Annotated in this window: 21 protein-coding genes and 1 pseudogene; 7 read left to right on the top strand and 15 right to left on the bottom strand. The window is 59.9% G+C overall.

The window, feature by feature from the left end; all coding sequences use genetic code 11:
• Nucleotides 1–10 precede the first annotated feature (10 nt).
• From G3A56_RS22830 to G3A56_RS22805, 6 genes are all read right to left on the bottom strand, one after another.
• The gene (locus G3A56_RS22830) at nucleotides 11–1,606 is read right to left on the bottom strand and encodes a GMC family oxidoreductase (RefSeq protein ID WP_082185073.1); all 1,596 of its coding nucleotides are present in this window, start codon (nucleotides 1,604–1,606) and stop codon (nucleotides 11–13) included.
• Nucleotides 1,607–1,679: 73 nt separating this feature from the next.
• Nucleotides 1,680–2,687 (bottom strand): branched-chain amino acid ABC transporter permease, encoded by a 1,008-nt coding sequence (locus tag G3A56_RS22825; protein WP_082185074.1) that lies wholly within the window; start codon nucleotides 2,685–2,687, stop codon nucleotides 1,680–1,682.
• Between the two features lies 1 nt (nucleotide 2,688).
• Entirely contained in the window at nucleotides 2,689–3,576 is an 888-nt protein-coding gene (locus G3A56_RS22820) for a branched-chain amino acid ABC transporter permease (RefSeq protein ID WP_082185075.1), read from the bottom strand.
• Nucleotides 3,577–3,578: 2 nt separating this feature from the next.
• On the bottom strand, nucleotides 3,579–4,280 hold the full coding sequence (locus G3A56_RS22815) for an ABC transporter ATP-binding protein (RefSeq protein ID WP_082185076.1): 702 nt from the start codon (nucleotides 4,278–4,280) through the stop codon (nucleotides 3,579–3,581).
• Nucleotide 4,281: 1 nt separating this feature from the next.
• On the bottom strand, nucleotides 4,282–5,067 hold the full coding sequence (locus G3A56_RS22810) for an ABC transporter ATP-binding protein (RefSeq protein WP_003498452.1): 786 nt from the start codon (nucleotides 5,065–5,067) through the stop codon (nucleotides 4,282–4,284).
• A 29-nt stretch (nucleotides 5,068–5,096) separates the two neighbouring features.
• Nucleotides 5,097–6,305 (bottom strand): ABC transporter substrate-binding protein, encoded by a 1,209-nt coding sequence (locus G3A56_RS22805; protein WP_082185077.1) that lies wholly within the window; start codon nucleotides 6,303–6,305, stop codon nucleotides 5,097–5,099.
• 233 nt (nucleotides 6,306–6,538) lie between these two features.
• Here G3A56_RS22805 and G3A56_RS22800 point away from each other — a divergent pair, with 233 nt between their 5' ends.
• Nucleotides 6,539–7,456, top strand: a complete 918-nt coding sequence (locus tag G3A56_RS22800) for a LysR family transcriptional regulator (protein ID WP_082185078.1) — start codon at nucleotides 6,539–6,541, stop codon at nucleotides 7,454–7,456.
• A 132-nt stretch (nucleotides 7,457–7,588) separates the two neighbouring features.
• Entirely contained in the window at nucleotides 7,589–8,611 is a 1,023-nt protein-coding gene (locus tag G3A56_RS22795; protein WP_082185079.1) for an LLM class flavin-dependent oxidoreductase, read from the top strand.
• Between the two features lie 185 nt (nucleotides 8,612–8,796).
• Here G3A56_RS22795 and G3A56_RS22790 read toward each other — a convergent pair whose 3' ends face one another.
• Nucleotides 8,797–9,915 carry a mandelate racemase/muconate lactonizing enzyme family protein gene (locus G3A56_RS22790; RefSeq protein WP_082185080.1) on the bottom strand — a complete coding sequence of 373 codons (1,119 nt, stop codon included), beginning with the start codon at nucleotides 9,913–9,915 and terminating at the stop codon, nucleotides 8,797–8,799.
• 277 nt (nucleotides 9,916–10,192) lie between these two features.
• Here G3A56_RS22790 and G3A56_RS22785 point away from each other — a divergent pair, with 277 nt between their 5' ends.
• Together G3A56_RS22785 and G3A56_RS22780 are read left to right on the top strand one after the other, a co-directional pair.
• Nucleotides 10,193–10,867 (top strand): GntR family transcriptional regulator, encoded by a 675-nt coding sequence (locus tag G3A56_RS22785; protein ID WP_082185081.1) that lies wholly within the window; start codon nucleotides 10,193–10,195, stop codon nucleotides 10,865–10,867.
• A gap of 110 nt (nucleotides 10,868–10,977) precedes the next feature.
• On the top strand, nucleotides 10,978–12,447 hold the full coding sequence (locus tag G3A56_RS22780; protein ID WP_082185082.1) for a mannitol dehydrogenase family protein: 1,470 nt from the start codon (nucleotides 10,978–10,980) through the stop codon (nucleotides 12,445–12,447).
• A 56-nt stretch (nucleotides 12,448–12,503) separates the two neighbouring features.
• Here G3A56_RS22780 and G3A56_RS22775 read toward each other — a convergent pair whose 3' ends face one another.
• The 8 genes and pseudogenes from G3A56_RS22775 to G3A56_RS22740 form a co-directional block, all read right to left on the bottom strand.
• On the bottom strand, nucleotides 12,504–13,349 hold the full coding sequence (locus tag G3A56_RS22775) for an ATP-binding cassette domain-containing protein (RefSeq protein ID WP_082185083.1): 846 nt from the start codon (nucleotides 13,347–13,349) through the stop codon (nucleotides 12,504–12,506).
• Entirely contained in the window at nucleotides 13,346–14,185 is an 840-nt protein-coding gene (locus G3A56_RS22770) for an ABC transporter ATP-binding protein (protein ID WP_082185084.1), read from the bottom strand. The genes G3A56_RS22775 and G3A56_RS22770 overlap by 4 nt, the downstream gene beginning before the upstream one ends.
• Nucleotides 14,186–14,188: 3 nt before the next feature.
• Nucleotides 14,189–15,103, bottom strand: a complete 915-nt coding sequence (locus G3A56_RS22765) for an ABC transporter permease subunit (RefSeq protein WP_082185085.1) — start codon at nucleotides 15,101–15,103, stop codon at nucleotides 14,189–14,191.
• Nucleotides 15,100–16,106, bottom strand: a pseudogene (locus G3A56_RS22760) (ABC transporter permease subunit). The gene G3A56_RS22765 and the pseudogene G3A56_RS22760 overlap by 4 nt, the downstream one beginning before the upstream one ends.
• Nucleotides 16,107–16,168: 62 nt before the next feature.
• The gene (locus tag G3A56_RS22755) at nucleotides 16,169–17,773 is read right to left on the bottom strand and encodes an ABC transporter substrate-binding protein (protein ID WP_080839012.1); all 1,605 of its coding nucleotides are present in this window, start codon (nucleotides 17,771–17,773) and stop codon (nucleotides 16,169–16,171) included.
• Nucleotides 17,774–17,893: 120 nt separating this feature from the next.
• Nucleotides 17,894–19,081, bottom strand: a complete 1,188-nt coding sequence (locus G3A56_RS22750; protein WP_082185086.1) for a M24 family metallopeptidase — start codon at nucleotides 19,079–19,081, stop codon at nucleotides 17,894–17,896.
• Nucleotides 19,082–19,616: 535 nt separating this feature from the next.
• Nucleotides 19,617–20,366, bottom strand: a complete 750-nt coding sequence (locus G3A56_RS22745; RefSeq protein ID WP_082185087.1) for an SDR family oxidoreductase — start codon at nucleotides 20,364–20,366, stop codon at nucleotides 19,617–19,619.
• On the bottom strand, nucleotides 20,363–20,977 hold the full coding sequence (locus tag G3A56_RS22740) for a nucleoside 2-deoxyribosyltransferase (RefSeq protein WP_164056835.1): 615 nt from the start codon (nucleotides 20,975–20,977) through the stop codon (nucleotides 20,363–20,365). The genes G3A56_RS22745 and G3A56_RS22740 overlap by 4 nt, the downstream gene beginning before the upstream one ends.
• A gap of 180 nt (nucleotides 20,978–21,157) precedes the next feature.
• Here G3A56_RS22740 and G3A56_RS22735 point away from each other — a divergent pair, with 180 nt between their 5' ends.
• The 3 genes from G3A56_RS22735 (at nucleotide 21,158) to G3A56_RS22725 (ending at nucleotide 23,454) form a co-directional block, all read left to right on the top strand.
• Complete coding sequence (locus G3A56_RS22735) at nucleotides 21,158–21,784, top strand: ribonuclease D (protein WP_082185088.1); 627 nt, start codon at nucleotides 21,158–21,160, stop codon at nucleotides 21,782–21,784.
• 83 nt (nucleotides 21,785–21,867) lie between these two features.
• On the top strand, nucleotides 21,868–23,097 hold the full coding sequence (locus G3A56_RS22730; RefSeq protein ID WP_082185089.1) for a hypothetical protein: 1,230 nt from the start codon (nucleotides 21,868–21,870) through the stop codon (nucleotides 23,095–23,097).
• 48 nt (nucleotides 23,098–23,145) lie between these two features.
• Nucleotides 23,146–23,454, top strand: a complete 309-nt coding sequence (locus G3A56_RS22725) for a hypothetical protein (protein WP_082185090.1) — start codon at nucleotides 23,146–23,148, stop codon at nucleotides 23,452–23,454.
• Nucleotides 23,455–23,587: the final 133 nt, after the last annotated feature.

Below are 23,587 nucleotides of genomic sequence, written 5' to 3'. Positions count from 1 at the left end.
AACGCTCCTCTTAACGATTATCCGCAAGGATCATGTCGGCGGCCTTTTCGGCAATCATGATCGTCGGCGAATTGGTGTTTCCGGACGTGATCCTCGGCATGATGGAGGCATCCGCGACGCGTAAGCCGGCAAGCCTGCGGAATTTCAGTCGCGTATCGACGACACTTTCGGCGTCCGATCCCATGCGGAGCGTGCCGACGGGATGGAAGATCGTGGTGCCGATATCCCCTGCCGCTTTGGCAAGATCGTTGTCGTTTTCGAAAGACGGGCCGGGCCGGTATTCCTGCGGCTTGAACCGGGCAAAGGCCGGCTGGGAGACGATGCGGCGCGTCAGCCGCATGGAATCGATGGCAACCTGGCGGTCGCCTTCCGTTGAAAGATAGTTCGGGCGGATTTCCGGCTGCATGGCGAAATCCGGTCCTTTCACATGCACTGAGCCTCGGCTTTCCGGCCGCAGATTGCAGACACTTGCCGTAATGGCCGGAAAAGTGTGAACCGGATCACCGAACTTGTCGAGAGAAACCGGCTGGACATGATACTCCAGATCCGCGGTCTCCTTTTCCGGCGAGGAGCGGGTGAAGACGCCAAGCTGGCTCGGCGCCATCGACATCGGCCCGGAGCGGGTCAGCGCATATTCGAGGCCGATCCTCGCTTTGCCGAACAGGGTGGAAGCCCTTTCGTTCAGCGTGAGAACATCGGAGACCTTGTAGACCATGCGCAATTGCAGATGGTCCTGCAGGTTCTCGCCCACACCCTGAACTTCCGCCACGGTATCGATACCGGCTGCCTGCAGGACGTCACCCCGGCCAATACCGGAAAGCTCCAGAACATGCGGCGAGCCGACCGCTCCTGCGGACAACACCGTCTCGCGGCGCGCGCGCATCTTTTTCAGGACACCGTCATGGTGAAACTCGACGCCCATGACCCGGCCCTCCTCGATGATGAGACGCTTGACATGGGCCTTGGTCATGACTGTCAAATTCTTGCGGCCAAGCGCCGGTTTCAGAAAGGCCTTGGCCGTATTCCAGCGCCAGCCGGCGCGCTGGTTCACATCGAAATAACCGGCACCTTCATTGTCGCCCCGGTTGAAATCATCCGTCGCGGGAATGCCCGCCTCGCCCGCCGCCTTCTGGAAAGCGTCCAGCACGTCCCACCGCACGCGCGCCTTCTCCACCCGCCATTCGCCGCCGGTGGAATGCATGTCGCTCTTGCCGCGATAGAAATCCTCAGACTTCATGAAATAGGGCAGGATATCGTTCCAGCCCCAGCCTTCGCAGCCAAGCTGGCGCCAGACATCGTAGTCCCGCGCCTGGCCACGCATATAGATCATGCCGTTGATGGAAGAGCAGCCGCCCAAAACCTTGCCGCGTGGATAGATCAATGACCGGCCGTTAAGCCCCGGCTCTTCCGCCGTCTTGAAACACCAGTCCGTGCGCGGATTGTTGATGCAATAGAGATAACCGACCGGAATATGGATCCAGTGATAATTATCGTTGCCGCCGGCCTCCAGCAGCAGGACGCGGTGGTTCGGATCTTTCGAAAGGCGGTTGGCGAGAACGCATCCGGCACTCCCCGCTCCGATGACGATATAGTCATATTCGCCCATGCTCTTCTCCATGCGGCGCCCTTGCCGCGTCGCCCGGGACGCAGGGGAGGCCTTTGCTTGTTGTAAAAAAATTCTAGCCGCGGTGTTGAAAGCCCAGTTTTCGCCCCAGCCGCGAAGCGTAAAATTCACCGATCAATCCGCGCCGGAACACCAGGACACAGGCCATGAAAACGAGGCCGGTGATGATGGTGACCGGAAAATCCGATGTCGCGAGATAGTTCTGCAAGGTAACGACGAGGCCCGCGCCGAAGATCGGGCCGATCATGGTGCCGATGCCGCCAAGCAGGGTCATCAGAATTACCTCGCCGGACATCTGCCAGGTCACGTCGGTCAACGTCGCGAACTGGAAGACCAGCGCCTTCAGGCCACCCGCAAGACCAGCCAGCGTCGCCGACATGACGAAGGCGCCAAGCTTGTAGCGCTGAACGCTGTAACCCAGCGAAATGGCGCGCTGCTCGTTCTCGCGGATGGATTTCAGGATCATGCCGAAGGGTGAATTGACGAAACGCCAGATGACAAGAAGCGCGAGCACAAAGGCGGCCAGCACCGTGTAATAGATGTTGAGCGGCGCATTGAGGTCGAGAAGGCCGAAGAGATGGCCGCGCGGCACGCCCTGCAAACCATCCTCACCATGGGTAAACGGCGCCTGAAGGCAGAAGAAATAAAACATCTGCGACAGCGCCAGTGTGATCATGGCGAAATAGATGCCCTGGCGGCGAATGGCGAAGAAGCCGATGACGAGACCGAGCAGCGCCGCACCCGCCATGCCGATGACAAGGCCGATCTCCGGTGTCACGCCCCATTCCTTCACCGAATAGGCGGTGAAATAGGCAGCACCGCCGAAAAACGCCGCATGGCCGAAGGACAGCAGCCCGGTATAACCGATCAGCAGATTGAAGGCGCAGGCAAACAGCGCAAAGCAAAGCAGCTTCATCAGAAAGATCGGATAAACGAACATCGGCGCGGCGATCAAAACGGCGAGACCAGCCAGTATGAGCACGGTCTTGATGGTTGCGGCGGTCGTTGAAACCTGCGTCTGCGGCATCGCACCGGCAGTGGGGCTATGGGTGGCTTTGGACATATCAGGCGTCCTTTCCGAAAAGTCCGGCGGGGCGGATGAGCAGCACAAAGGCCATGATGACGAAAATGACGATGTTGGACGCCTCCGGGTAGAACACCTTGGTCAGGCCTTCGGCGATGCCGAGCATGTAGCCGGTCACGATGGCGCCCATGATCGAACCCATGCCGCCGACCACGACAACCGCGAAGACGACGATGATGAGGTTGGTGCCCATCAGCGGCGAGACCTGATAGATCGGCGCGGCGAGAACCCCGGTGAACCCGGCAAGGCCCGCACCCAGCGCGTAGGTCAGCGTCAGGAGCACCGGCACGTTGATGCCGAAAGCCTGTACCAGCGTCGGATTTTCCGTCGCCGCGCGCAGATAGGAGCCAAGCCGCGTCTTTTCGATCAGCGCCCAGGTGGCAAGGCAGGCGACCAGCGAGATGACGACGACGAAAGCGCGGTAATTCGGCAGGAACATGAAGCCGAGATTGGTGCCGCCGGCAAGCTGCGGTGGAACCGAATAGGGCTGGCCGGCAGCGCCATAAAGCCAGCGGAACGTGCCTTCAACCACCAGCGCCAAGCCGAAGGTGAAGAGCAACCCGTAGAGCGGATCGAGATCATAAAGCCTGGATAGCATGAGGCGTTCGACGATCGCGCCAAGGAGCGCCACGACCAGCGGCGTCACAACCAGCGCCACCCAGAAGCTGATGCCGAAATATTGCAGTCCGAGAAAGGCGACGAAAGCGCCGAGCATATATTGCGCGCCATGGGCAAAATTGATGACACGCAGCAGGCCGAAAATGACGGCAAGGCCGAGCGACAACAGGGCATAAAACGACCCGTTGATGAGGCCGATCAGCAATTGCCCGAGCAGGGCCTGAATTGGAACGCCGAAGAGCATCGTCATCGTTAAACCCCCAGCACTTTATTGAGTTCGCCCATGCGGTCGGAAAGCTCGCTCACCGGAAAATTGCTGACCATCTGGCCATGATCCATCAGGTAGAAACGGTCCGCGATGCGGCTGGCGAAGCGGAAATTCTGCTCGACCAGAACAACGGTCATGCCCCGGCTTTTCAAGGTCTTCAGCACTTCGCCGATGCGCTGCACGATAACAGGTGCAAGCCCCTCGGTCGGCTCATCGAGCAGGAGAACCTTGACCCCGGTGCGCAGGATGCGCGCCATGGCCAGCATCTGCTGCTCGCCGCCGGAGAGCTTGGTGCCTGGACTTGTCCGACGCTCGTAGAGATTAGGAAACAGCTCGTAGATTTCATCGAGCGTCATGCCGCCGGATGCGACGACGGGCGGCAGCTTCAGGTTCTCCTCGACGCTCAGCGTCGCGAAGATGCCGCGCTCTTCCGGCACGAAACCGATGCCGTATTTTGCCGTGCGATGCAGCGGCACCGGCATCAGATCCTTGCCACCGAGCTTGATCACGCCCTTGCGGTTGCGGATGATGCCCATGATGGTGCGCAGCGTCGTGGTTTTGCCCACGCCGTTGCGGCCGAGAATGGTGATGGTTTCGCCTTCGCCGACGTTCAGATCGACGCCGTGCAGCGCCTGGCTTTCGCCGTACCAGGATTTCAGGTTGGAGACTTCGAGCATTGCCGCCATATCAAGCCTCCTCCGTGCCCATATAGGCCGTGCGCACACGCGGATCGGCGGAAACGGCGGCATAGTCGCCCTCCGCCAGAATTTCACCGCGTTGCAAGACCGTGACGTGGTGGCAGATATCGGCCACGACTTTCAGATTATGTTCGACCATCAGCACCGCGCGGGTCTTGGCCACCTCGCGGATGAGTTCGGCAACATGGGCGACATCTTCACCGCCCATGCCGGCCATCGGTTCATCGAGCAGCAGAACCTTTGGATCAAGCGCGAGCGTGGTGGCGATTTCGAGGACCCGCTTGCGGCCGTAAGAAAGATCGGCCGCAAGCGCATGTTTTTCCCGCGTCAGACCGACCATGGCGATCAGTTCCTCGGCACGGGCGTTCAGCCTGTCGAGCGAAGAGAGCGGCAGCCAGAACTGCGTTGCAAGGCTGTTGGGCCGCTGCAACGCCACCCGCACATTTTCCAGAACCGTCAGATGCGGAAACACCGCCGATATCTGGAACGACCTGACGAGGCCGAGACGCGCCACCTTGTCTGGTGGCGTCCTTGTTATGTCCGTTCCCATGAAGGTGATCGCCCCGCCTGTCGGCTGGAGAAACTTGGTCAACAGGTTGAAGACCGTAGTCTTGCCGGCGCCGTTCGGACCGATCAGCGCATGCACGCGGGCATGATGCACGTCGAGATCGACGTTTTTCACAGCTGCGAATGCACCGAAGGTCTTGGTGAGACCACGCGCCGAAAGAACGACGCGAGGTTCGGCCTGCCCGGCAGGGGCGGGAGCGATCGTCATGAAACTTTCCCCTTTATTGCATCAGTCTTTTATTGGGTCACCAGCGGGCAACCGCTCTTTGCCGGGTCCATGAAGGCTTCCTTGCCGGGGATCGTGGCAAGCACCTTGTAATAGTCCCACGGCTGCTTGCTCTCATCCGGCTTCTTCACCTCCATGAGATACATGTCGTGGATCATACGGCCGTTCGCTGCCACATGGCCGTCCTTGGCGAAAACGTCGTTGACCGGCATTTCCTTCATGGCCTTGGCAACGGCGTCGGCATCATCCGTCCCGGCCTTTTCGATGGCTTTCAGATAGTGCAGGACGGCGGAATAAGTGCCTGTGTGCACCATGTTCGGCATGGCGCCGGTGCGTTCCTTGAACCGTTCGCCGAATTTGCGCGATTCATCGTCGCGGTCCCAATAGAAGCCTTCCGTCAGCGTCAGGCCCTGGGCTGCCTCGAGGCCGAGGCCATGCACTTCGGCAAGCGTGAAGAGAAGAGCCGCGAGCCGCTGGCCGCCTGCGACGATACCGAACTCGGCCGCCTGCTTGATGGCATTGGAGGTGTCGAGGCCGGCATTGGCAAGGCCGATGACCTTCGCGCCTGATGACTGCGCCTGCAACAGGAAGGAGGAATAATCAGTCGTCGCCAGCGGATGGCGCACGGAGCCCAGCACCTTGCCGCCATTGGCCTTGACGAAATTGGCAGTGTTTTCTTCAAGCGAATAACCGAAGGCGTAGTCGGCGGTCAGGAAGAACCAGCTGTCGCCGCCCTGCTTCACCAGCGCGCCGCCGGTACCGACTGCGAGCGAATAGGTGTCGTATGCCCAATGGAAACCATAGGGGCTGCATTGCTTGCCCGTCAGCTCCGTCGTTGCCGCGCCCGTGTTGACGGTGATCTTCTTCTTGTCCTTGGAGAGCGCCTGCACGGCCAGCCCCACCGACGACGAGGTCAACTCCATGATCGAGTCGACCTGTTCCGTGTCATACCATTGCCGGGCGATGTTGGAGGCGACATCCGCCTTGTTTTGGTGGTCGGCGGTCACCACTTCCACTGGCGCATTGAGCACCTTGCCGCCGAAATCCTCGACCGCCATCTTCGCGGCCTCATAAGAGTATTTGCCGCCGAAATTGGCGTAGACGCCCGACTGGTCGTTCAGGATGCCGATCTTGACCTTGCCGTCGGAAATTTCGGCGGCATAAGCGGCGGTGCCCGCGGCTAGGACCATGGCCGTGGATAAAAGAATACTCTTGCGCATGACTTCTCCTCCCAGAGATGATTGCGAGCCTCAGATGGGTCTGTGCAACGGTGAACGAAGCCGCATGGCGGAGTTTTTCGCCATTGCACCCGAATGGTCACACCGCCCTCCTCAAAGCGGTGCATCCTGAGCCTAGAGTTCTCGAATTCGGTCGTTGACACAAGAGCAGGGCATCATCAAATTGCGAACAGGAACTGTTCATTTTTGAACAGAACTCTTGATGGGAGACGAAAATGGCCACCCCTTTCACCTGGGACGACCTGCAATATTTTCTGGCCGTGGCCCGCACCGGGCAGCTCTCATCGGCAGCCAGAAGCCTGCGCACCAGCCACGCCACCGTCTCCCGCCATATCGACCGGCTGGAATTCTCGCTTAAAACCAAGCTGTTCGAGCGAAACCCGCGCGGTTATGAACTCACGACCGTCGGCCGGCGGCTGGTGGATACGGTCGAGCGTATCGAGGCGGAAGCGGAGAGGCTGCAGTCGGATATTTCCGAAAGTGGAAGCCTGCTGCGCGGCGTGGTGCGGCTCAGCGCACCGGAAGGTTTTTCCAATTTTTTCTTTGTGGAGAGACTGAAGGACTTCGCCATCACCCATCCGCACATCATGGTGGAGATGGTGACGATCCAGCAGATCATGGCGCTGTCGAGAAAAGAGGCGGATGTGGCGGTGACGCTCGACCCACCGAAAGCCGGTCCCTATATCAACGAACAGATCATCGACTACACGCTGCATATCTACGCATCACGATCCTATCTCGCCGGACATCCAAAAATCACGCGGCGCGAAGACTTACCCGATCATTTCTTTATCGGTTACGTGCAGGACCTCATCTTCTCGCCGGGTCTCGACTATATGCGCGATGTGCTGCCGGGTCTCAGGCCCAACTTCCAGTCATCGAGCATTTTCGCGCAGTTGACCGCAACGCTGAGCGGCCGTGGCCTTTGCATATTGCCGAATTTCATCGCCGCGCGCTTCCCCGATCTGCAGATGGTGCTTGCCGGTGAAGTGGAACTGCGGCGGGGTTACTGGCTGACGAGCCATCAGGACCTTGCCAATGTGCCGCGTGTCCGCTCGCTGATGGACTTCATTCTCACCACGGCGCGCGCCCACGAAAATCTCTTCATCCTCGACCGAAGGACGATTGCCTGACGGCCATCGTTCACATTTCGGCGACACCCTGTCTACGGGTGGCGCATTGGAGGATGTGCACGGTTGCTTATATGACTGACAACAACGACGCCGGCCCAAACGGCCGCGTCCTCCAACATTTGGAAGGTCATCATGAAAAAGATCGGATTTCTATCCTTCGGACACTGGACGCCCTCGCCCCAGTCGCAGACCCGCTCGGCTGCGGACACCCTGCTGCAATCGATAGACCTTGCCGTCGCCGCGGAAGAGCTGGGCGCCGACGGCGCCTATTTTCGCGTGCACCATTTCGCCCGCCAGCTGGCTTCCCCCTTCCCGCTGCTCGCGGCGGTCGGCGCCAGAACGAAGAGCATCGAGATCGGCACCGGCGTCATCGACATGCGCTATGAAAACCCGTTCTACATGGCCGAAGATGCAGGTTCTGCCGATCTCATAGCGGGCGGTCGCCTGCAGCTCGGCATCAGCCGCGGTTCGCCGGAACAGGTGATCGACGGCTGGCGTTATTTCGGTTACCGCCCGGCTGAAGGCCAGAGCGAAGAGGATATGGCGCGGCAGCATACCGAGGTCTTCCTCGAACTGCTGAAGGGCGAAGGTTTCGCTGAGCCGAACCCGCGACCGATGTTCCCCAACCCGCCCGGCCTTTTGCGGCTGGAGCCACATTCCGAAGGTCTGCGCGAGCGCATCTGGTGGGGTTCCAGCTCCAACGCCACGGCGGTTTGGGCGGCAAAGCTTGGCATGAATCTGCAAAGCTCCACCCTGAAGACGGATGAGACGGGTGAGCCTTTCCATGTCCAGCAGGCGCAGCAGATCCGCAACTTCCGGGAAGCCTGGAAGGAAGCCGGCCACACCCGCGAACCCCGTGTGTCGGTCAGCCGCAGCATCTTCGCTCTCGTCAACGATCGCGACCGGTCCTATTTCGGTCACGGCAACGAAGGCGATGACAAGATCGGTTATATCGACGACAAGACACGCGCAATCTTCGGGCGCAGCTATGCCGCCGAGCCTGAAAAACTGATCGAACAGCTGAAAGCCGACGAGGCCATCGCCGAGGCCGACACGCTGCTCCTCACCGTACCGAACCAGCTGGGCGTCGATTACAACGCCCATGTGATCGAGACGATCCTCAAACAGGTGGCGCCCGCACTCGGCTGGCGCTAAATTTGGAAAATTACACCATCCACACTCCGTCACCCCGGATTTGATCCGGGGTCCAGCGCGATCAAGTCCTTGATCGCGAAAGACTCTTTTCACGGCGCAGACGCGCCGTGGCTGGATGCCGGATCTAGTCCGGCATGACGGAGGACGGGCTTCCCTCCCTTAAAATCCGGGCTGTGTATCGCTGCTCATTTCACAGCCTTGCCATAACGGGCGAAGCTTTCCGCCAGCGGCGTGGTGCTGGCGCCCGGAAGCTCGGGCCGCTTGTAAACGCCGTCGCGGACATGGATCGGTTCTTCGAAATGATCCTTGATCCACGGAATATATTCGAGAATGGTCGAGGCCGGATGCCAGTAGCTCAGATGCACATGCACCTGGCTCATCTCGCCGGCATGCGGCACGACCGGGAGGCGATGGGCGAGCGCAAGGTCGGCGACCTGGATATATTCGGTGATGCCGCCGAGCCGGGTCACATCCGGCTGGACATAGGCAACCGCACCCGCATCGATGAATGAGCGGAACGCATCCACCGTATAAAGCTGCTCTCCGAGCGCAATCGGAATGGACGTGTTCCGCGCCAGCCGCGCGTGGCTCGTCACATCGTCATACCAGAGCGGCTCCTCGAACCAGTAGATATCCAGATCTTTCGCCGTCGCGCAGAAGCGCTGGCAGGTCGGCAGGTCCCACTTGCCATTGCCGTCAATCGCAATCCTGACGGAAGAGCCGACGCGTTTGCGGACGGCGGCGAGACGCGCAATGTCGATATTGGGATCGTCATGCCCAACCTTGAACTTCAGGCGGGTGAAGCCATCTTCCTCCACCGCCTTGGCGCTGCCCGCCAGCAGCTTCTCCAGCGTGAAGGAAAGCCAGCCGATATCGGTATTATAGGCTTCCACCCCGGCCGTGCGCGCGCCGCCAAGGTAATGCCAGAGCGGAACACCCGCCTTTTTCGCCTTCAGGTCCCAGAGCGCCACGTCCACGGCGGCCAGCGCAAGATGTGTGATCCCCGCCCTGCCGACCCATTGCAACGCGGGATAACGGGCAAGTTTCGTCCACAGCCGCGAATGATCGGAGGCATCCTCACCCACCAGAAGCGGCGCATAACAATCGCTGATGCAGGATGTGATCAGCCTGTCGGATGGCAAATGTGCATGGGTGCCGGTGAACCCATAGCCATCGAGACCGTCACTGGTGGTAATTTTTGCGCCGACGACGCCCCAGTGAGTGATGCTGTGGGTGGAATCGGAAATCGACTCCGAGGTCAGCGGCAAATGCAGGATGAAAGGTTCGACAGCGGTTATTTTCATGATCGGTCAGTTCCTCGACGCTTGAGCGGCCTTTGAGGAGGAATAAACGGATGCCCCTTCCTGATCGAAGCCCGACGGTTGGCCGCCGGAAAATCCTCACCCCGCAGTCATTGACCGCAAGAGCGCCCTTCAGGGGAACGCCAGACCGCCCTCCTCCAGCAGCCAGCTTCCGATGACCGATAGAGCTAACGGAAAAACGACCATTGTAAAATAAAAAATTTTTTATTTTTAATATTTCACCATTGCCTGCCTCACAAAGCTGAGCGATGATGTTTTCATGAACACGCTGGTCAAAGTCACACTCGCCGAACAGGCGCATCAGGAATTGCGCGCGCGCATCGTCAGCGGTAGATTGCGCGGCGGCGAGCGCCTGCTGCCCAATGAGCTTGCCGCCGATCTCGGCATCAGCCCCACGCCGGTCAAGGAAGCCTGCCTGAAACTCGAGGCGGACGGGCTGGTGGTCAATTCCTCCCGGCGCGGCATGGTGGTGCGTGATTTTACGGTGGAGGACGTGGAGGAACTCTACGCCGCCAGAATGCTGCTGGAAAAAGGTGCCGTGGAAGTGGCTTTCGATGCCGGGCAACTGGACCGGGCGCTGCATGCGCAGCTTCTGGAAAGTCTTGCGAAACACCGCGAATTTGCCAAAGGCCCGACACTCGACGAATTGTCGAAGGCGCTTTTTTACGATCGCAGCTTTCACACGGCTCTTGTTTCGGCCGCGCGCATTCCGGTCATCTCCGGTTCGCATGAGCGCATTCTCGACCAGACCCACACGGTTTTCGTGTCGATTCTGGGCGATTACGCCCGCTCGGTTGAGGAACACCAGAATATTGCCGATGCCATCGCCGCTGGCAGCAAGGCACAGATCGTGGATGCGCTCTGGCGGCATCTCGAGCGCAGCCGGCAAAACACGCTGCGTCAGGTGCGGCTGCTCAAAGAGGCTCGGGCCTGATCTATTCAGACTATAATGGGAGGGGATGACATGATGGGAGAAAACCCGGACGCCGCAATTCCAGTGGCGTGTGCCACGGATTTTTCTTTTCGGACAGGAAAGTCGCATCGATGACAGACCGGCTTTCCGCTGCCACCCTGCCTCGCCTGCCGCAATCCGTCGCAACGCCTGCCTATGACCGCCAGAAGGTCACGCCGGGCATCGTGCATCTTGGCGTCGGCGCCTTTCACCGCGCGCATCAGGCGGTTTTTATCGACGATTGCCTCAACCGCGGCGAGACGCAATGGGGCATTGTCGCCGCATCGCTCAGAAGCCCGGACACCCGCGACGCCATTGAACCTCAGGATAATCTCTACACCTTCTGCCTGCGCGATGGAGAAAGCGAGCGCCTGCGCGTCATCGGCTCCATCCTCGAAACCATCGTCGCACCTGAGGACCCCGAACGGCTGGTGGAACGGCTCTCCGATCCGCGCGTCCTTATCGTGACGCTGACGGTGACGGAGAAGGGTTATCTGACCAATCTCGCATCCCGAAGCCTGCTGCGCGATCATCCCGATATTCTCCATGATCTCGAACATCCGGACCGGCCGCGTTCCATCTTCGGTTTCATTCTTGCCGCCACAAGGCGCAGGCGCGCTGAAGGCTCCCTGCCGCTGACGCTTCTGTCCTGCGATAACCTGCCGGCCAACGGACATGTGCTGCGAAAGCTGCTGCTGGAATTTGCAAGCCTTGCGGACAAGGAGCTGGGAACATTCATCGAAACCAATATTGCCTTCCCCTGCTCGATGGTGGACCGGATCGTTCCCGCAACCACCGATAAGGATCGGGATGCGGTATCCGCGGCACTTGGCGCGCGCGATGCCTGGCCCGTGGTGGCCGAGCCCTATTTCCGCTTCGTCATCGAGGACAATTTTCCGCATGGAAGGCCGGCGCTCGAAAAATCGGGTGTGGAATTTGTCGGCAATGTCGAACCATATGAGCATATGAAGCTCAGAATGCTGAACGGTTCCCATAGCGCCATCGCGGCCATCGGCCAGATCGCCGGCCTTCCGACAGTGGCCGATGCCTGGGCCGAAACGCCCGTGCGCGATTTCATCGATGCCTATTGGCGCGAGATCGACCGGACACTCGACCCCGCCGTCGACGGCGCGGAATTCGTGGCTGGCCTGCGGGAGCGTTTCGCCAACCCTTCCCTGCAACACAAGACGATGCAGATCGCCTCCGACGCTTCGCAGAAAGTGCCGCTGCGCATTCTCGCCCCCTTACGCGAATTGCTGGAAGAGAAGGCCGAAAGCAGGGCCGTCATTTTCGCGGTCGCCCTGTGGATCAGGTCCTGCGCGGACATGGATGAAAAGGGTCAGCCGATCACCATTCTCGATCCTGCTTTCAAGGAATGGGATGCCCCGGACCAACTGACAATGTCGCCCGATGCCGTCGTCGACCGTTTTCTCACCTTCGGGCGCACATTTGGCGAGGACCTTCCTGAAAACGAGACCTTCGTCTCAACCCTGAAGGCCGCTTATCGCAATATTCGGGAAAATGGCGCGCTGGGGGCCATCGGCAAGTTTTTGAAGTCCTGAAAAAAGAACAGGCCGGAAATCCGGCCTGCCCAACTTTACTCACCGGTAAAAATCACTCAAGCCGTCGCAGCCTGCCGTGCCGCCTTACGGCGTTCCACGCGGGCGCGGATGGCGTCGACATCCGTAATCGGCGTGGCTGCAAAAAGCTGGCGCGTATAGGCGTGCTTGGGATCGGCGAACAGTTCCTCGCGCGTTCCCTGCTCCACGGCCTCGCCCTTCGAGATGACCATCACGTCATCGGCGATATAGCGGACCACGGAAAGATCGTGGCTGACGAAGACGTAGGTGAGTTCGAACTCTTCCTGCAGATCCCTGAGCAGGTTCAGCACCTGCGCCTGTACCGACAGATCGAGCGCCGAGACCGGTTCGTCCAGCACCAGAAGTGCCGGATTGAGCATCAACGCCCGTGCAATGGCGATGCGCTGGCGCTGGCCGCCCGAGAACATGTGCGGATAGCGGTTGAAGTGTTCCGGCCCCAGGCCCACCTTCACCAGCATGGCTTCAGCCCGCTCGCGACGCTCGGAAGCCGGCATCCCCGTGTTGATGACCAAAGGTTCCATCAACACGTCACCAACCTTCTGGCGCGGATTGAGGCTGCCATATGGGTTCTGGAACACCATCTGCACCTTGGAGCGCATGTCGGTGCCGGGACGACGCTTGGCGATATCGACCGGCTGGCCATCAATCTTCAGCTCGCCGCCGGATGCCGGATCGATCAGCGCGATGATGCGCGCAAGCGTTGACTTGCCCGAACCGGATTCTCCGACGATGGCGAGCGTCTTGCCGCGTTCAACGGCAAAATCGATGCCTTTCAGCGCCTGGACCGTCTTGGCGCCGCCGAACAGGCCGCCCGGAACGTGATAATGGCGGGTAATGCCCCTGCCTTCGACAACGATGCTCATTGAACGCCCTCCTTGCCGAAGAAATCGGAAACCGTGGGCAGGCGGTCACCGGTCGCATTTTCCGGCAGGGCCGAAAGCAATGCCTTGGTATAGGGATGCTGCGGGGCTTCGAAGAGGCTTAAGACATCCGCCTCCTCCATCTTGCGGCCCTTATATTGCACCACGACGCGGTCTGCTGTTTCCGCCACAACACCCATGTCATGGGTGATGAGGATCAGCGCCATGCCGTATTCTTCCTGCAGGGTCATCAACAGATCGAGGATCTGTTTCTGGATCGTCACGTCGAGCGCGGTCGTCGGCTCGTCGGCGATCAGCAGACGCGGTTTGGAGGCGATTGCGATCGCGATCATCACACGCTGGCACTGGCCGCCGGACATCTGGTGCGGATAGGCGTTGAGCTTGGTTTCCGGATCGGGAATACCGACGGCCCGGAACAGTTCGAGCGCCCGCGCACGGGCGGCGGACCGGCCCATGCCGAGATTGAGGCGCAGCACCTCCTCGATCTGGAAACCGACCGTAAACGACGGGTTGAGCGACGCGACCGGCTCCTGAAAGATCATGGTGATCTCGCGGCCGATCAGCTTGCGACGCTCCTGCGGCGTCATCGCCAGCAGGTTCGTGCCGTCGAAGGTCATCTCGTCGGCGGTGATTGTCGCCGTATCGGGCAGAAGCCCCATCACGGCGAGCATGGATACCGACTTGCCCGAACCGGACTCGCCGACGATGGCGAGCACTTCGTGCTTGTCCACGGACACGTCGATACCGTTGACGGCCGTAAACGCGCCAGTGGCCGTGGCGAACTTGACGGTGAGGTTCTTGATTTTCAGCAGGCTCATCGATCAGCTCCGCTTCAGTTTGGGATCGAGCGCATCGCGCAGCCCGTCGCCCATCAGGTTGATGGCGAGCACCGATACGAGGATCGTGAGACCCGGAAGGGTAACGACCCACCAGGCGCGCAGGATGAACTCGCGGGCTTCGGCCAGCATCGTGCCCCATTCGGAGGCGGGCGGCTGCGCGCCCATGCCGAGGAAGCCGAGGGCCGCCGCATCAAGAACGGCGGACGAGAAGGAAAGCGTCGCTTGCACGATCAAGGGCGCAAGGCAGTTCGGCAGGATGGTCTTGAACATCAGCCGGAAATTGCCGGCACCCGCCACACGGGCGGCCGTGACATATTCACGGCGCAACTCGCTCATGACAGCCGCACGCGTCAGACGCGCGAAATGCGGCTGGTAGACGATGGCGATGGCGATCATGGCATTGGTGAGACCAGGCCCCAGGATCGCGACCAGCACCAGCGCCAGAAGCAGCGACGGAAACGCCAGGATGACATCCATCACGCGCATGATGACGGTATCGACCCAGCCGCCGAAGAAACCGGCGACGAGACCTATGACGATACCGCCGACAAGGGCGATGGAGACGACAACGACGCCGATGAACAGCGAATATTGCGCACCGTAGATCAGCCGGGACAGCATGTCGCGACCGACCGCATCGGTACCGAAGAAGAAGCCGGTGCGGCCGCCATCCTGCCATACGGGCGGAACGAGCAGAGCGTCGCGATATTGCTGCGTCGGATCATGCGGCGCGATGAGCGGCGCAAAAACCGCCACCAGCACCAGAAGAAGGAAGACGGCGAGACCGATGACGGCGCCACGGTTCTGGCGGAAGTAGAACCAGAAATCGGCGATCATCCGGCGGCGGATGGCGGCGTCCGAAAGACGGACGCCGGGGGTGGTGGTCACATCGCTCATTTGTGACGGATCCTCGGATTGATGAGGCCATAGGTCAGATCGACGAGCAGGTTGACGACCATTACCAGACCCGCGATCAGCAGCAGGCCGCTCTGCACGACGGGATAGTCGCGGCGCGAGATGGAATCGATCATCCACTTGCCGATACCCGGCCAGGAAAAGATGGTTTCGGTCAGGATTGCGCCCGCCATCAGCACGCCAATCTGCAGGCCGATGGAGGTGATGACCGGGATCATGGCGTTACGCAGCGCATGGATACCGACGACGCGGGAAGGCGACATGCCCTTGGCACGCGCGGTGCGCACGTAATCCTCACTCAGAACCTCCAGCATTGCCGAGCGCGTCTGGCGCGCAATGACCGCAAGCGGAATGGTGGCAAGCACAACCGAGGGCAGTATGAGATGCGACAAGGCCGAGGCGAAGGCGCCCTTCTGCCCCGAAATCAGGCTGTCGATCAGCATGAAACCGGTGACGGAGGGGAAGAAATACATCAGCGAGATGCGGCCCGACACCGGCGTCCATTGCAGGATGCCGGAGAACATGATGATGAGCAGCAGGCCCACCAGAAGATCGGCATGGAGAAGCCCACCAGCGCGGTCGTCATGGAAATCTGGTCGAACCAGGAGCCACGGCGGATGGCGGCGATGACGCCCACCGGCACGCCGATCAGCGTTGCGATGATGATGGCGACGAGGCCAAGCTCGACCGTCGCGGGGAAGAGCGACAGGAACTCGGTCAGAACGGGTTTCTTGGTGACCAGCGAATTGCCGAGATCACCCTGAAGCAGCCGCCCGAGAAAATGGAGATATTGCTGCCAGATTGGCTGGCTGAAGCCGAGCTGCTCGGCAAGCTGCGCATGCCGTTCGGGTGAAATGCCGCGCTCACCCGCCATCAACAGCACGGGATCTCCCGGCAGGACGCGAACGAAGGCAAAGGCGACAATGGTAATCCCGAGAAATGTCGGAACGAGATAGAGAAGTTTGCCGAAAATGAACCGGATCATGGTTTTTTCCTGAAAAGACGCGCGGAAGAACCGAGTTCTTCCGCGCGTCCTGTTACTTGGGATTACTCCGCGATGTCGACGGATTCGAAGGTGAAGTCGCCAAGCGGGCTCATGGTGAAGCCGGAAACCTTGGCAGACATCGGAACGAACTGCGTGGAGTGCGCAAGCGTCGCCCACGGAGCCTGTTCCTTGAAGATCACCTGCGCCTGCTCATAAAGCTTGGTGCGCTCGGCAACGTCAGTGGTCTGCTTTGCCTTGGACAGCAGCTCGGAGAACTCCTTGTTGCACCACTGAGCACGGTTTGCACCGCCTTCGCCGGTTGCGGCGCAGGAGAGCAGAACACCCATGAAGTTGTCCGGGTCACCGTTGTCGCCGGTCCAGCCGAGGATGACGGAACCGTCGCGGTTCACTTCGGTCGACTTCTTGAGGTATTCACCCCATTCGAAGGAGACGATCTCGGCCTTGACACCGACCTTAGCGAAATCCGACTGGATCAGCTCGGCCGTGCGGCGGGCGTTCGGCATGTAGGGGCGCTGCACCGGCATTGCCCAGATCTTCATCGACAGATCCTTGACGCCAGCGGCTTCGAGAGCCTTCTTGGCAGCTTCCGGATCGTAGGCATCGTCCTTGATGCTGTCGTTGTAGGACCACATGGTCGGCGGGATCGGGTTCTTGGCAACCTGGCCTGCACCCTGGAACACGGCGTCAATGATCGCCTGCTTGTTCATCGCCATGTTCAGCGCCTTGCGCACTTCCGGCTTGTCGAAAGGTGCAACAGTGGTGTTGTAGGCGAAGTAGGCAACGTTCAGGCCCGGCTGTTCATCGAGCTTGAGGTTCTTGTCGGCGCGGATGGCGGCAAGGTCAGCCGGTGCCGGATAAGGCATCAGGTGGCATTCGCCGGCCTTCAGCTTCTGCAGGCGAACGGCGGCATCCGGCGTGATTGCGAAGATCAGATCGTCGATCTTCGGCGCGTCACCCCAGTAGTCGGCATTCTTCTGGTAACGGATGACCGCGTCCTTCTGATAGGCGACGAACTTGAACGGACCGGTGCCGATCGGCAGGTTGTTGAAGTCTTCCTTGGTGCCGGCCTTGTCGAGCGCATCGGCATATTCCTTCGACACGATCGAAGCGAAAGGCATGGCGATGTTGGCGAGGAACGGCGCTTCCGGGCGCGTCAGCACGAACTTGACGGTGTAATCGTCAACCTTGACGATTTCCTTGATCAGCGACGGCATTTCCATGGAGTTGTAATATTCGTAGGTGATGCCTGCGATATACTGGTTCCACGGGTTCTTCGCGTCGCCCTGGCGGTTGTAGCTGAAGATCACGTCATCGGCGTTGAAATCGCGGCTCGGCGTGAACTTGTCGTTGGAGTGGAACTTCACACCCTTGCGCAGGTGGAAGGTGTATTCGAGGCCATCGCTTGAAACATCCCATTTTTCAGCAAGGCCCGGCTCAACTTCGGTCGTGCCCTTCTTGAACTCGGTCAGACGGTTGTAGACCGGATGCGCGGAGGCATCGAAGGTGCCGCCGGCGGTGTAGGGCGACGGATCGAAGCCTTCCGGCGACGCCTCGGAGCAATAAACGAAGGTCTTCGCCATGGCAGGCACGGCGGAAGTAATCGCAAGCGCAGAGGCGATAAGCAAACTGCGGGTCAGCGTTTTCATCTGGTGGTCCTTTCCCTCTTTTTCTGAGTTCCTGCGGCCCCGTCCGGGGGCCTACCTCTTCTGGTCAGCAGCGACGCGGGGAGCCCCGTGCCGCTGTTCGGTCCTTTGCCTCCCGACCAATTACCCGGCGACCGGCTGGAACAGCCGGTCGAGGTTCTTTTCCGGAGGGCAGAACCAGCGCGGTCCCGCCTCCGTCATATATACAATGTCCTCGAGACGGACGCCGCATTCCCCATAAACGCACAGCATCGGCTCGATGGAAAAGCACATGCCCGGCTCAAGCGCCGTGGCATTTCCTGCAACGATATAGGGTTCTTCGTGAATATCCAGCCCAAGCCCGTGGCCGGTGCGATGCGGCAGGCCGGGGAGCTGATAATCCGGTCCAAAACCGGCCGCTTTCAGGCTGTCGCGCGCAGCCTTGTCCACGTCCGAGCAGGCAGCGCCGACCTTAGCCGCGTCAAAGGCCGCAGCCTGGGCGTCGCGTTCGGCATTCCAGAGAAAACGCTGCCGTTCCGTCGGCTGGCCGAAAACATAGGTGCGGGTGATATCCGAACGATAGCCGTGAAGAATGGCGCCGAGATCGACCAGCACCATATCGCCATCGTTCAGCGTCTGCGCATAAGGCACGCCATGCGGATAGGCCGTCGCCTCGCCGAACTGCACGGCCACAAAAAGCGGCTTCATGCCAAGGGCAATGTGCGCGGCGTTGACGAAATCAGCCACTTCCGTTGTGGAAACGCCCGGACGAAGCCCCTCGAACACAGCCTTCTGCACGCCGTAGCTCGCATCCATCGCTGTCTGGATGATGGCGATCTCGGCTGCGGATTTGACCTGCCGCTGGGCAACGATCATCGGCTGGGCGGAAATGATCCGGCCTTCCAGACGCTGCATCAGGGCCGAGGCAAAGACAAAGGGAGTGGCGGGATCGATGGCGACAAGATGGCCGGGGCACGCCAGAGCATCGATGCGCTTCACCATCAGGTCGAATGGATTTTCATCCTCTTCCCAGACGGCAACCTCACCCGGAATGCGGATCAGGGTCTGAAGCTTCGGCTCCTCGAAAGTCGGGCTGAGATAGACCGGATTACCCTCGGCGGGCACGAGGGCACCATGAATGCGCTCCGAAAGCCCAAGCGAAAGGCCGGTATAATAGGTCAGCGACGATGATGCATCGAGCCAGACCGCCTTCACATTTTGCTGGATCATTCGCGCTTGCAGGCCGCGCAACCGCACCCTCAGTTCGTCTTCAGCGATCGATGAAACCGCGATCGGCTGAAACCGCTTCAGCGCCTCTTTAAAGTCTGCCATTCTCTCCCCGCCGCTTTCGGGCGCACAGACACAAGCGTGTCGGCAACCTCCCAAGCGTTCTTTTGCCCATGCTTAACCACAGGCCGATGGCTAAGCAATGGGCCTGCACCATGCGCCGCCACAAAACTGTGCATATTCATCTAGACATAACGAAATTGTGATCGACACGCGTCCGATTCCGGCAAGCATCGCCTTGACGGCGAAACCGGAAACACCCCCGCGAATTCAGGGGGAACATCATCATCGCCGCGGCGAGAGCGCCAGGCGACAAAGATCAAAAGAAAGCCCAAAAAAGGAAAAAGCCTGCCGCGGGAGGAGGTGCGGCAGGCTTCAAACTTGATCGGCGACTGGGAGGAGGAGTGCCACCGATCCACATCTAGCGACGCTGGGAGGAGGAGTGCGTCGCTTCGATGATTTGAATATAGCGACTTCCGCGCTTTTTAACAGAGCAAGTCTCGCAATGCAGCATTGCATTTCTGCATAGCTCTGAAAATCCTGCTTGGTTTTTCAGCACTCCCGCAAAAACCCTGAGAAATCAGCTTTCCCGGTATACCTGGAAACCGGCAAAGGACTGGTTGACCGGCATGAGTTCGAGGCTGTTGATGTTGATATGCTTGGGCTGCGAGGTCACCCAATAGATCGTGTTGGCGATATCGTCCGCCGTGATCGGATTAACGCCCTTGTAGAGATTATCCGAGGCATCCTGGTTGCCACCGGTGCGCACGAGCGTGAATTCCGTCTCGCACATGCCGGGTTCGATGGAGGTGACGCGCACGCCCTTTCCATGCAGGTCGGAGCGAAGACCGAGCGAGAATTGCCGCAGGAAGGCTTTGGTGCCGGCATAGACGTTGCCGCCGGCATAGGGCCAGTGCGCAGCCACCGACGAGAGGTTGACGACAATGCCCTTGCGGTCGATCAGGGTCGGCAAGAGCTGGTGGGTGATGTTCAGGAGACCGGTGATATTGGTGTTCACCATGGTCTGCCAGTCCTTCAGCGGCACCTGCGGCGCAGGCGCTGTGCCAAGTGCCAGGCCGGCATTATTGACGAGGATGTCAATGTCCCGGAAACCCTCCGGCAGAGCCGCAAGCGCCTTTTGCGTCGCATCTTCGTCGGTGATGTCGAAGGCGACGCCGTGAAAGGCGGTGCCGAGTTCCTGCGCCAGCGCCTCCAGCCGTTCCGCCCGCCGGCCGGTGCCGATGACCTTCCAGCCCTCCTGGATGAAGCGCCGTGCCGTTGCCTGTCCGAAACCGGATGTGGCGCCGGTAATGAGGATGGTACCGCTCATGATGATGTCTCCGCTAGATTTTTTCTGTCAGGGTCAGGCTGTATCAATAATTTTTCAGCGGCCGCCGCCAGGCAGCGCTTGTATGCGTCCAGATCCGTATAAAGCGCCTCTTCGGATGCGTTGCCGACAACGATGACGCCGCCGCGACGCACGATCCCGCCATGCAGCATGAGATTGTCGACCATGTCGAAATTCTCGATCGACAACCCGTCCGGGCCGCGATACCGGTCAGTGTCGTCAATCGCGGCAACGCCGCCGTAATGCGCCTTGATGCGGGTGAAGTGATTGGCCGCGACGTTGGTATAGGCGAAAACCGGCTTGCCAAGCGCGCACATGAAACCCAACTCGTAACTCGTTCCCGTATCGGCGGCGACACCGCGGAACGGCGTGAGATTGGCGATCACCGCATCGGCTTCCAGCATCATCTGCTCGTCGATGGCATTGATGTTGCAACCGTGGCCGATCTTCGTATCCGCCGGAGGGATTTGCAGGTCACCCGGCGATAGCGGCACAAAGCCGGCTTCCCGTGCAAGGGCAGCCTTCAGGTCAAGCATTTCACGGGCGTTCGGGAGGAAAACCTCCGGTCCGGCGAGATAGATTTTCTTTGTCATCGGGAATGTCATGCGATCTGTAAGATAGAGGATATTCCTGAAACTAACCCGGGGGCTTTCGCAAAGGCAAGTGCCAAGGGCGCTTGGGATGACGCGCCGGAACGGCCCATAAAACGGTATCGTCCAGCCTTTCTTTCCGTTATAGCCGGAGCGACAAACTGGAAATTTCTGGAGCAAGACATGGCAGCACCCATCCGTTACCACGAAGGCGATATTTCCGCCGAAGATGCCGCGCGTTACACCGGCGCCATCGCAATCGATACGGAAACACTGGGACTGGTGCCGCGCCGCGACCGTCTCTGCGTTGTCCAGCTTTCGCCCGGCGACGGCACGGCGGACGTCATCCGCATCGCAGCCGGCCAGAAGGAGGCTCCGAACCTCGTCCGGATGCTTGCCGATCCCGCCCGCCAGAAGATTTTTCATTATGGCCGTTTCGACATTGCCGTTCTGTTCCACACCTTCGGCGTGACGACCACGCCGGTTTTCTGCACCAAGATCGCCTCGCGCCTGACCCGCACCTATACGGACCGGCATGGGCTGAAGGACAATCTGAAGGAAATGCTGGAAATCGATATTTCCAAGGCGCAGCAATCATCGGACTGGGCAGCGGAAACCCTGTCGCCCGCGCAGCTCGAATATGCCGCCTCGGACGTACTTCACCTGCATGCGCTGCGCGACAAGCTGACCGCCCGCCTCATACGCGATGGCCGCCTCGACCACGCCGATGCCTGTTTCGCGTTTTTGCCGACCCGTGCGAAGCTCGATCTTCTCGGTTGGGAGGAAACGGATATTTTCGCCCATAGCTGAGCGTTTCTACGCTTCGTTTAAGCACTGATTTACCAGAACTGCCTATTCTCGGCCGCAACTTTGGGCGGCCGGGGACTTTCCAGATGATTACTCCGCTACAGCAGACGGCGGGCATTGCAGTCAGCGATCTCATGCGGTCGATGGTCGAGACCATCGAGGAGCGCCAGCGCGAAGAGCAGGAAAAGGCAAACGGCACCAAAAAGGACGATGCGGTCAAGACACAGCCGCAGCCGGACGAAAGCCAGCGTGTCGCCAATGAAAAGATAAGCGCCTATCTGTTTGGCTTCATGAAACCGGACGCGGATCCCTTCGCCTCGCTTGTCTCCCGTTTCTCCTCTGCCCTCGGCATCACCCAGGAAGCCGACGAATCGAGCTTCTCTTTCGCACAGCGGCTCCAGGACGCATTGACCCTGACCGCAAATTTCGAAAAAGCCGATCCGCTGGGAAAAGCCACGAAGATTTCCCTGACGTCCTTCGGTGTTTCGGAAGGACAGGTTGTGGACGTGCTGAACAACGGCGTCAACGCCAAGACAGACCCCATGGCGGCACTCGCCGCCCGCATCGCCAAAAGCGCCGGCCTGACAGGCAAGGAAGAGGATTTCGGCGAGCAGATGTCGAAGGCCATCATGGCGGCGCGCGCCAACTTGCCCAAGAGCGTCGATGATCTGGAAAAATCCACGGGCCTCAAGGAACTCGGCGTTTCGGCGCAGCAGATGATCGCTGCCATCTCCAACCCGTATGGAGATGCAGCGCGTGCCGTCAAGGATGCGCTGAACGAGCAGGCGAAAGGCACCCGCTTCATGACGCAGGAGACCCTGAAGGTCATTCAGCGTCTGGAAGATGTCGCCGATCCGAAAACCAAGGAAGAACTGCAGGCGGAGCGCGGTGAAAACCGCATTGGCGAAGTCAATGATGCCGAAGTTGCGGCCGAGCGGGAAAAGGACATCCAGACCCGCGATGCGCAGGGCAAGCTCGAAGACGTGCAGAAACTTCAGGACGTCGTGAAAGAACACCTGGATGCTTCCGCTAATGAAAAAACGGAAGGCGCCGAGGGACAGGGCCCGGTCGACATTTCATCGGAAATCGCCCTGATCTCCGTGCTTGCGGCAACGCCTGCGACGGAAACGGCACCGGCGGAAGACGATAACGAAACTGCAACGACAGATGCGGCCGCCACGCAGGCGGATGCGAAAGACGACGCCGAAAAACTGCTTGATGCACAGGCGGTTGTCGAGAATGCCCGAAACACCATTCTGCCGATCTCGATCGACGACAATGGCCTTTATGAACTGCTGAAGAAAAAGGCGGCATGATTGCCGTTTCCAGCAGTCACTTGAGCGAAACATGATGTGAGTTCAGACATGTCCGATATATCAGGCGTATTCGGTAGCGCCAGTCACGATACCGAACCGAACGCGGCCCAGGCGCTGCTCTCCATGTCAGCCCCGCCGCTCGTCCCGGATGACGCCGATTTTATTACGCCGGCCGAGGAAGAACCTCTCATCGCTCCTGAAGAAACCCGCCCGGAAAGAAGCTTCCCGAAGGCGAGCTGGCTTGACGCGATGCCGCCGGAAGCCGTCGAGATGACGACCAGTGAACCCGACCACATTTCATCGGTCAATTCAGATGATAACGGGCTTTACCGCATGTTCATCGGCATCTCCCCCTGACGACCCCGCCGGGGCGCAATGCTCATGGTTAGCCAAATCTTAATATCTGCAGGTCAAGCTTCGGCTTGATGATTCTGTGTGCTCCGACAAGAGCTGGCATTCGGGCCAGCGGCGCGCACGGCGCTCCCGCATG

The sequence above is a fragment of the Rhizobium oryzihabitans genome (genome assembly GCF_010669145.1).
Taxonomy (GTDB): domain Bacteria; phylum Pseudomonadota; class Alphaproteobacteria; order Rhizobiales; family Rhizobiaceae; genus Agrobacterium; species Agrobacterium oryzihabitans.
The sequence above is the reverse complement of the archived record's forward strand: the minus strand, read 5'-3'. Positions and strand labels throughout refer to the sequence as shown.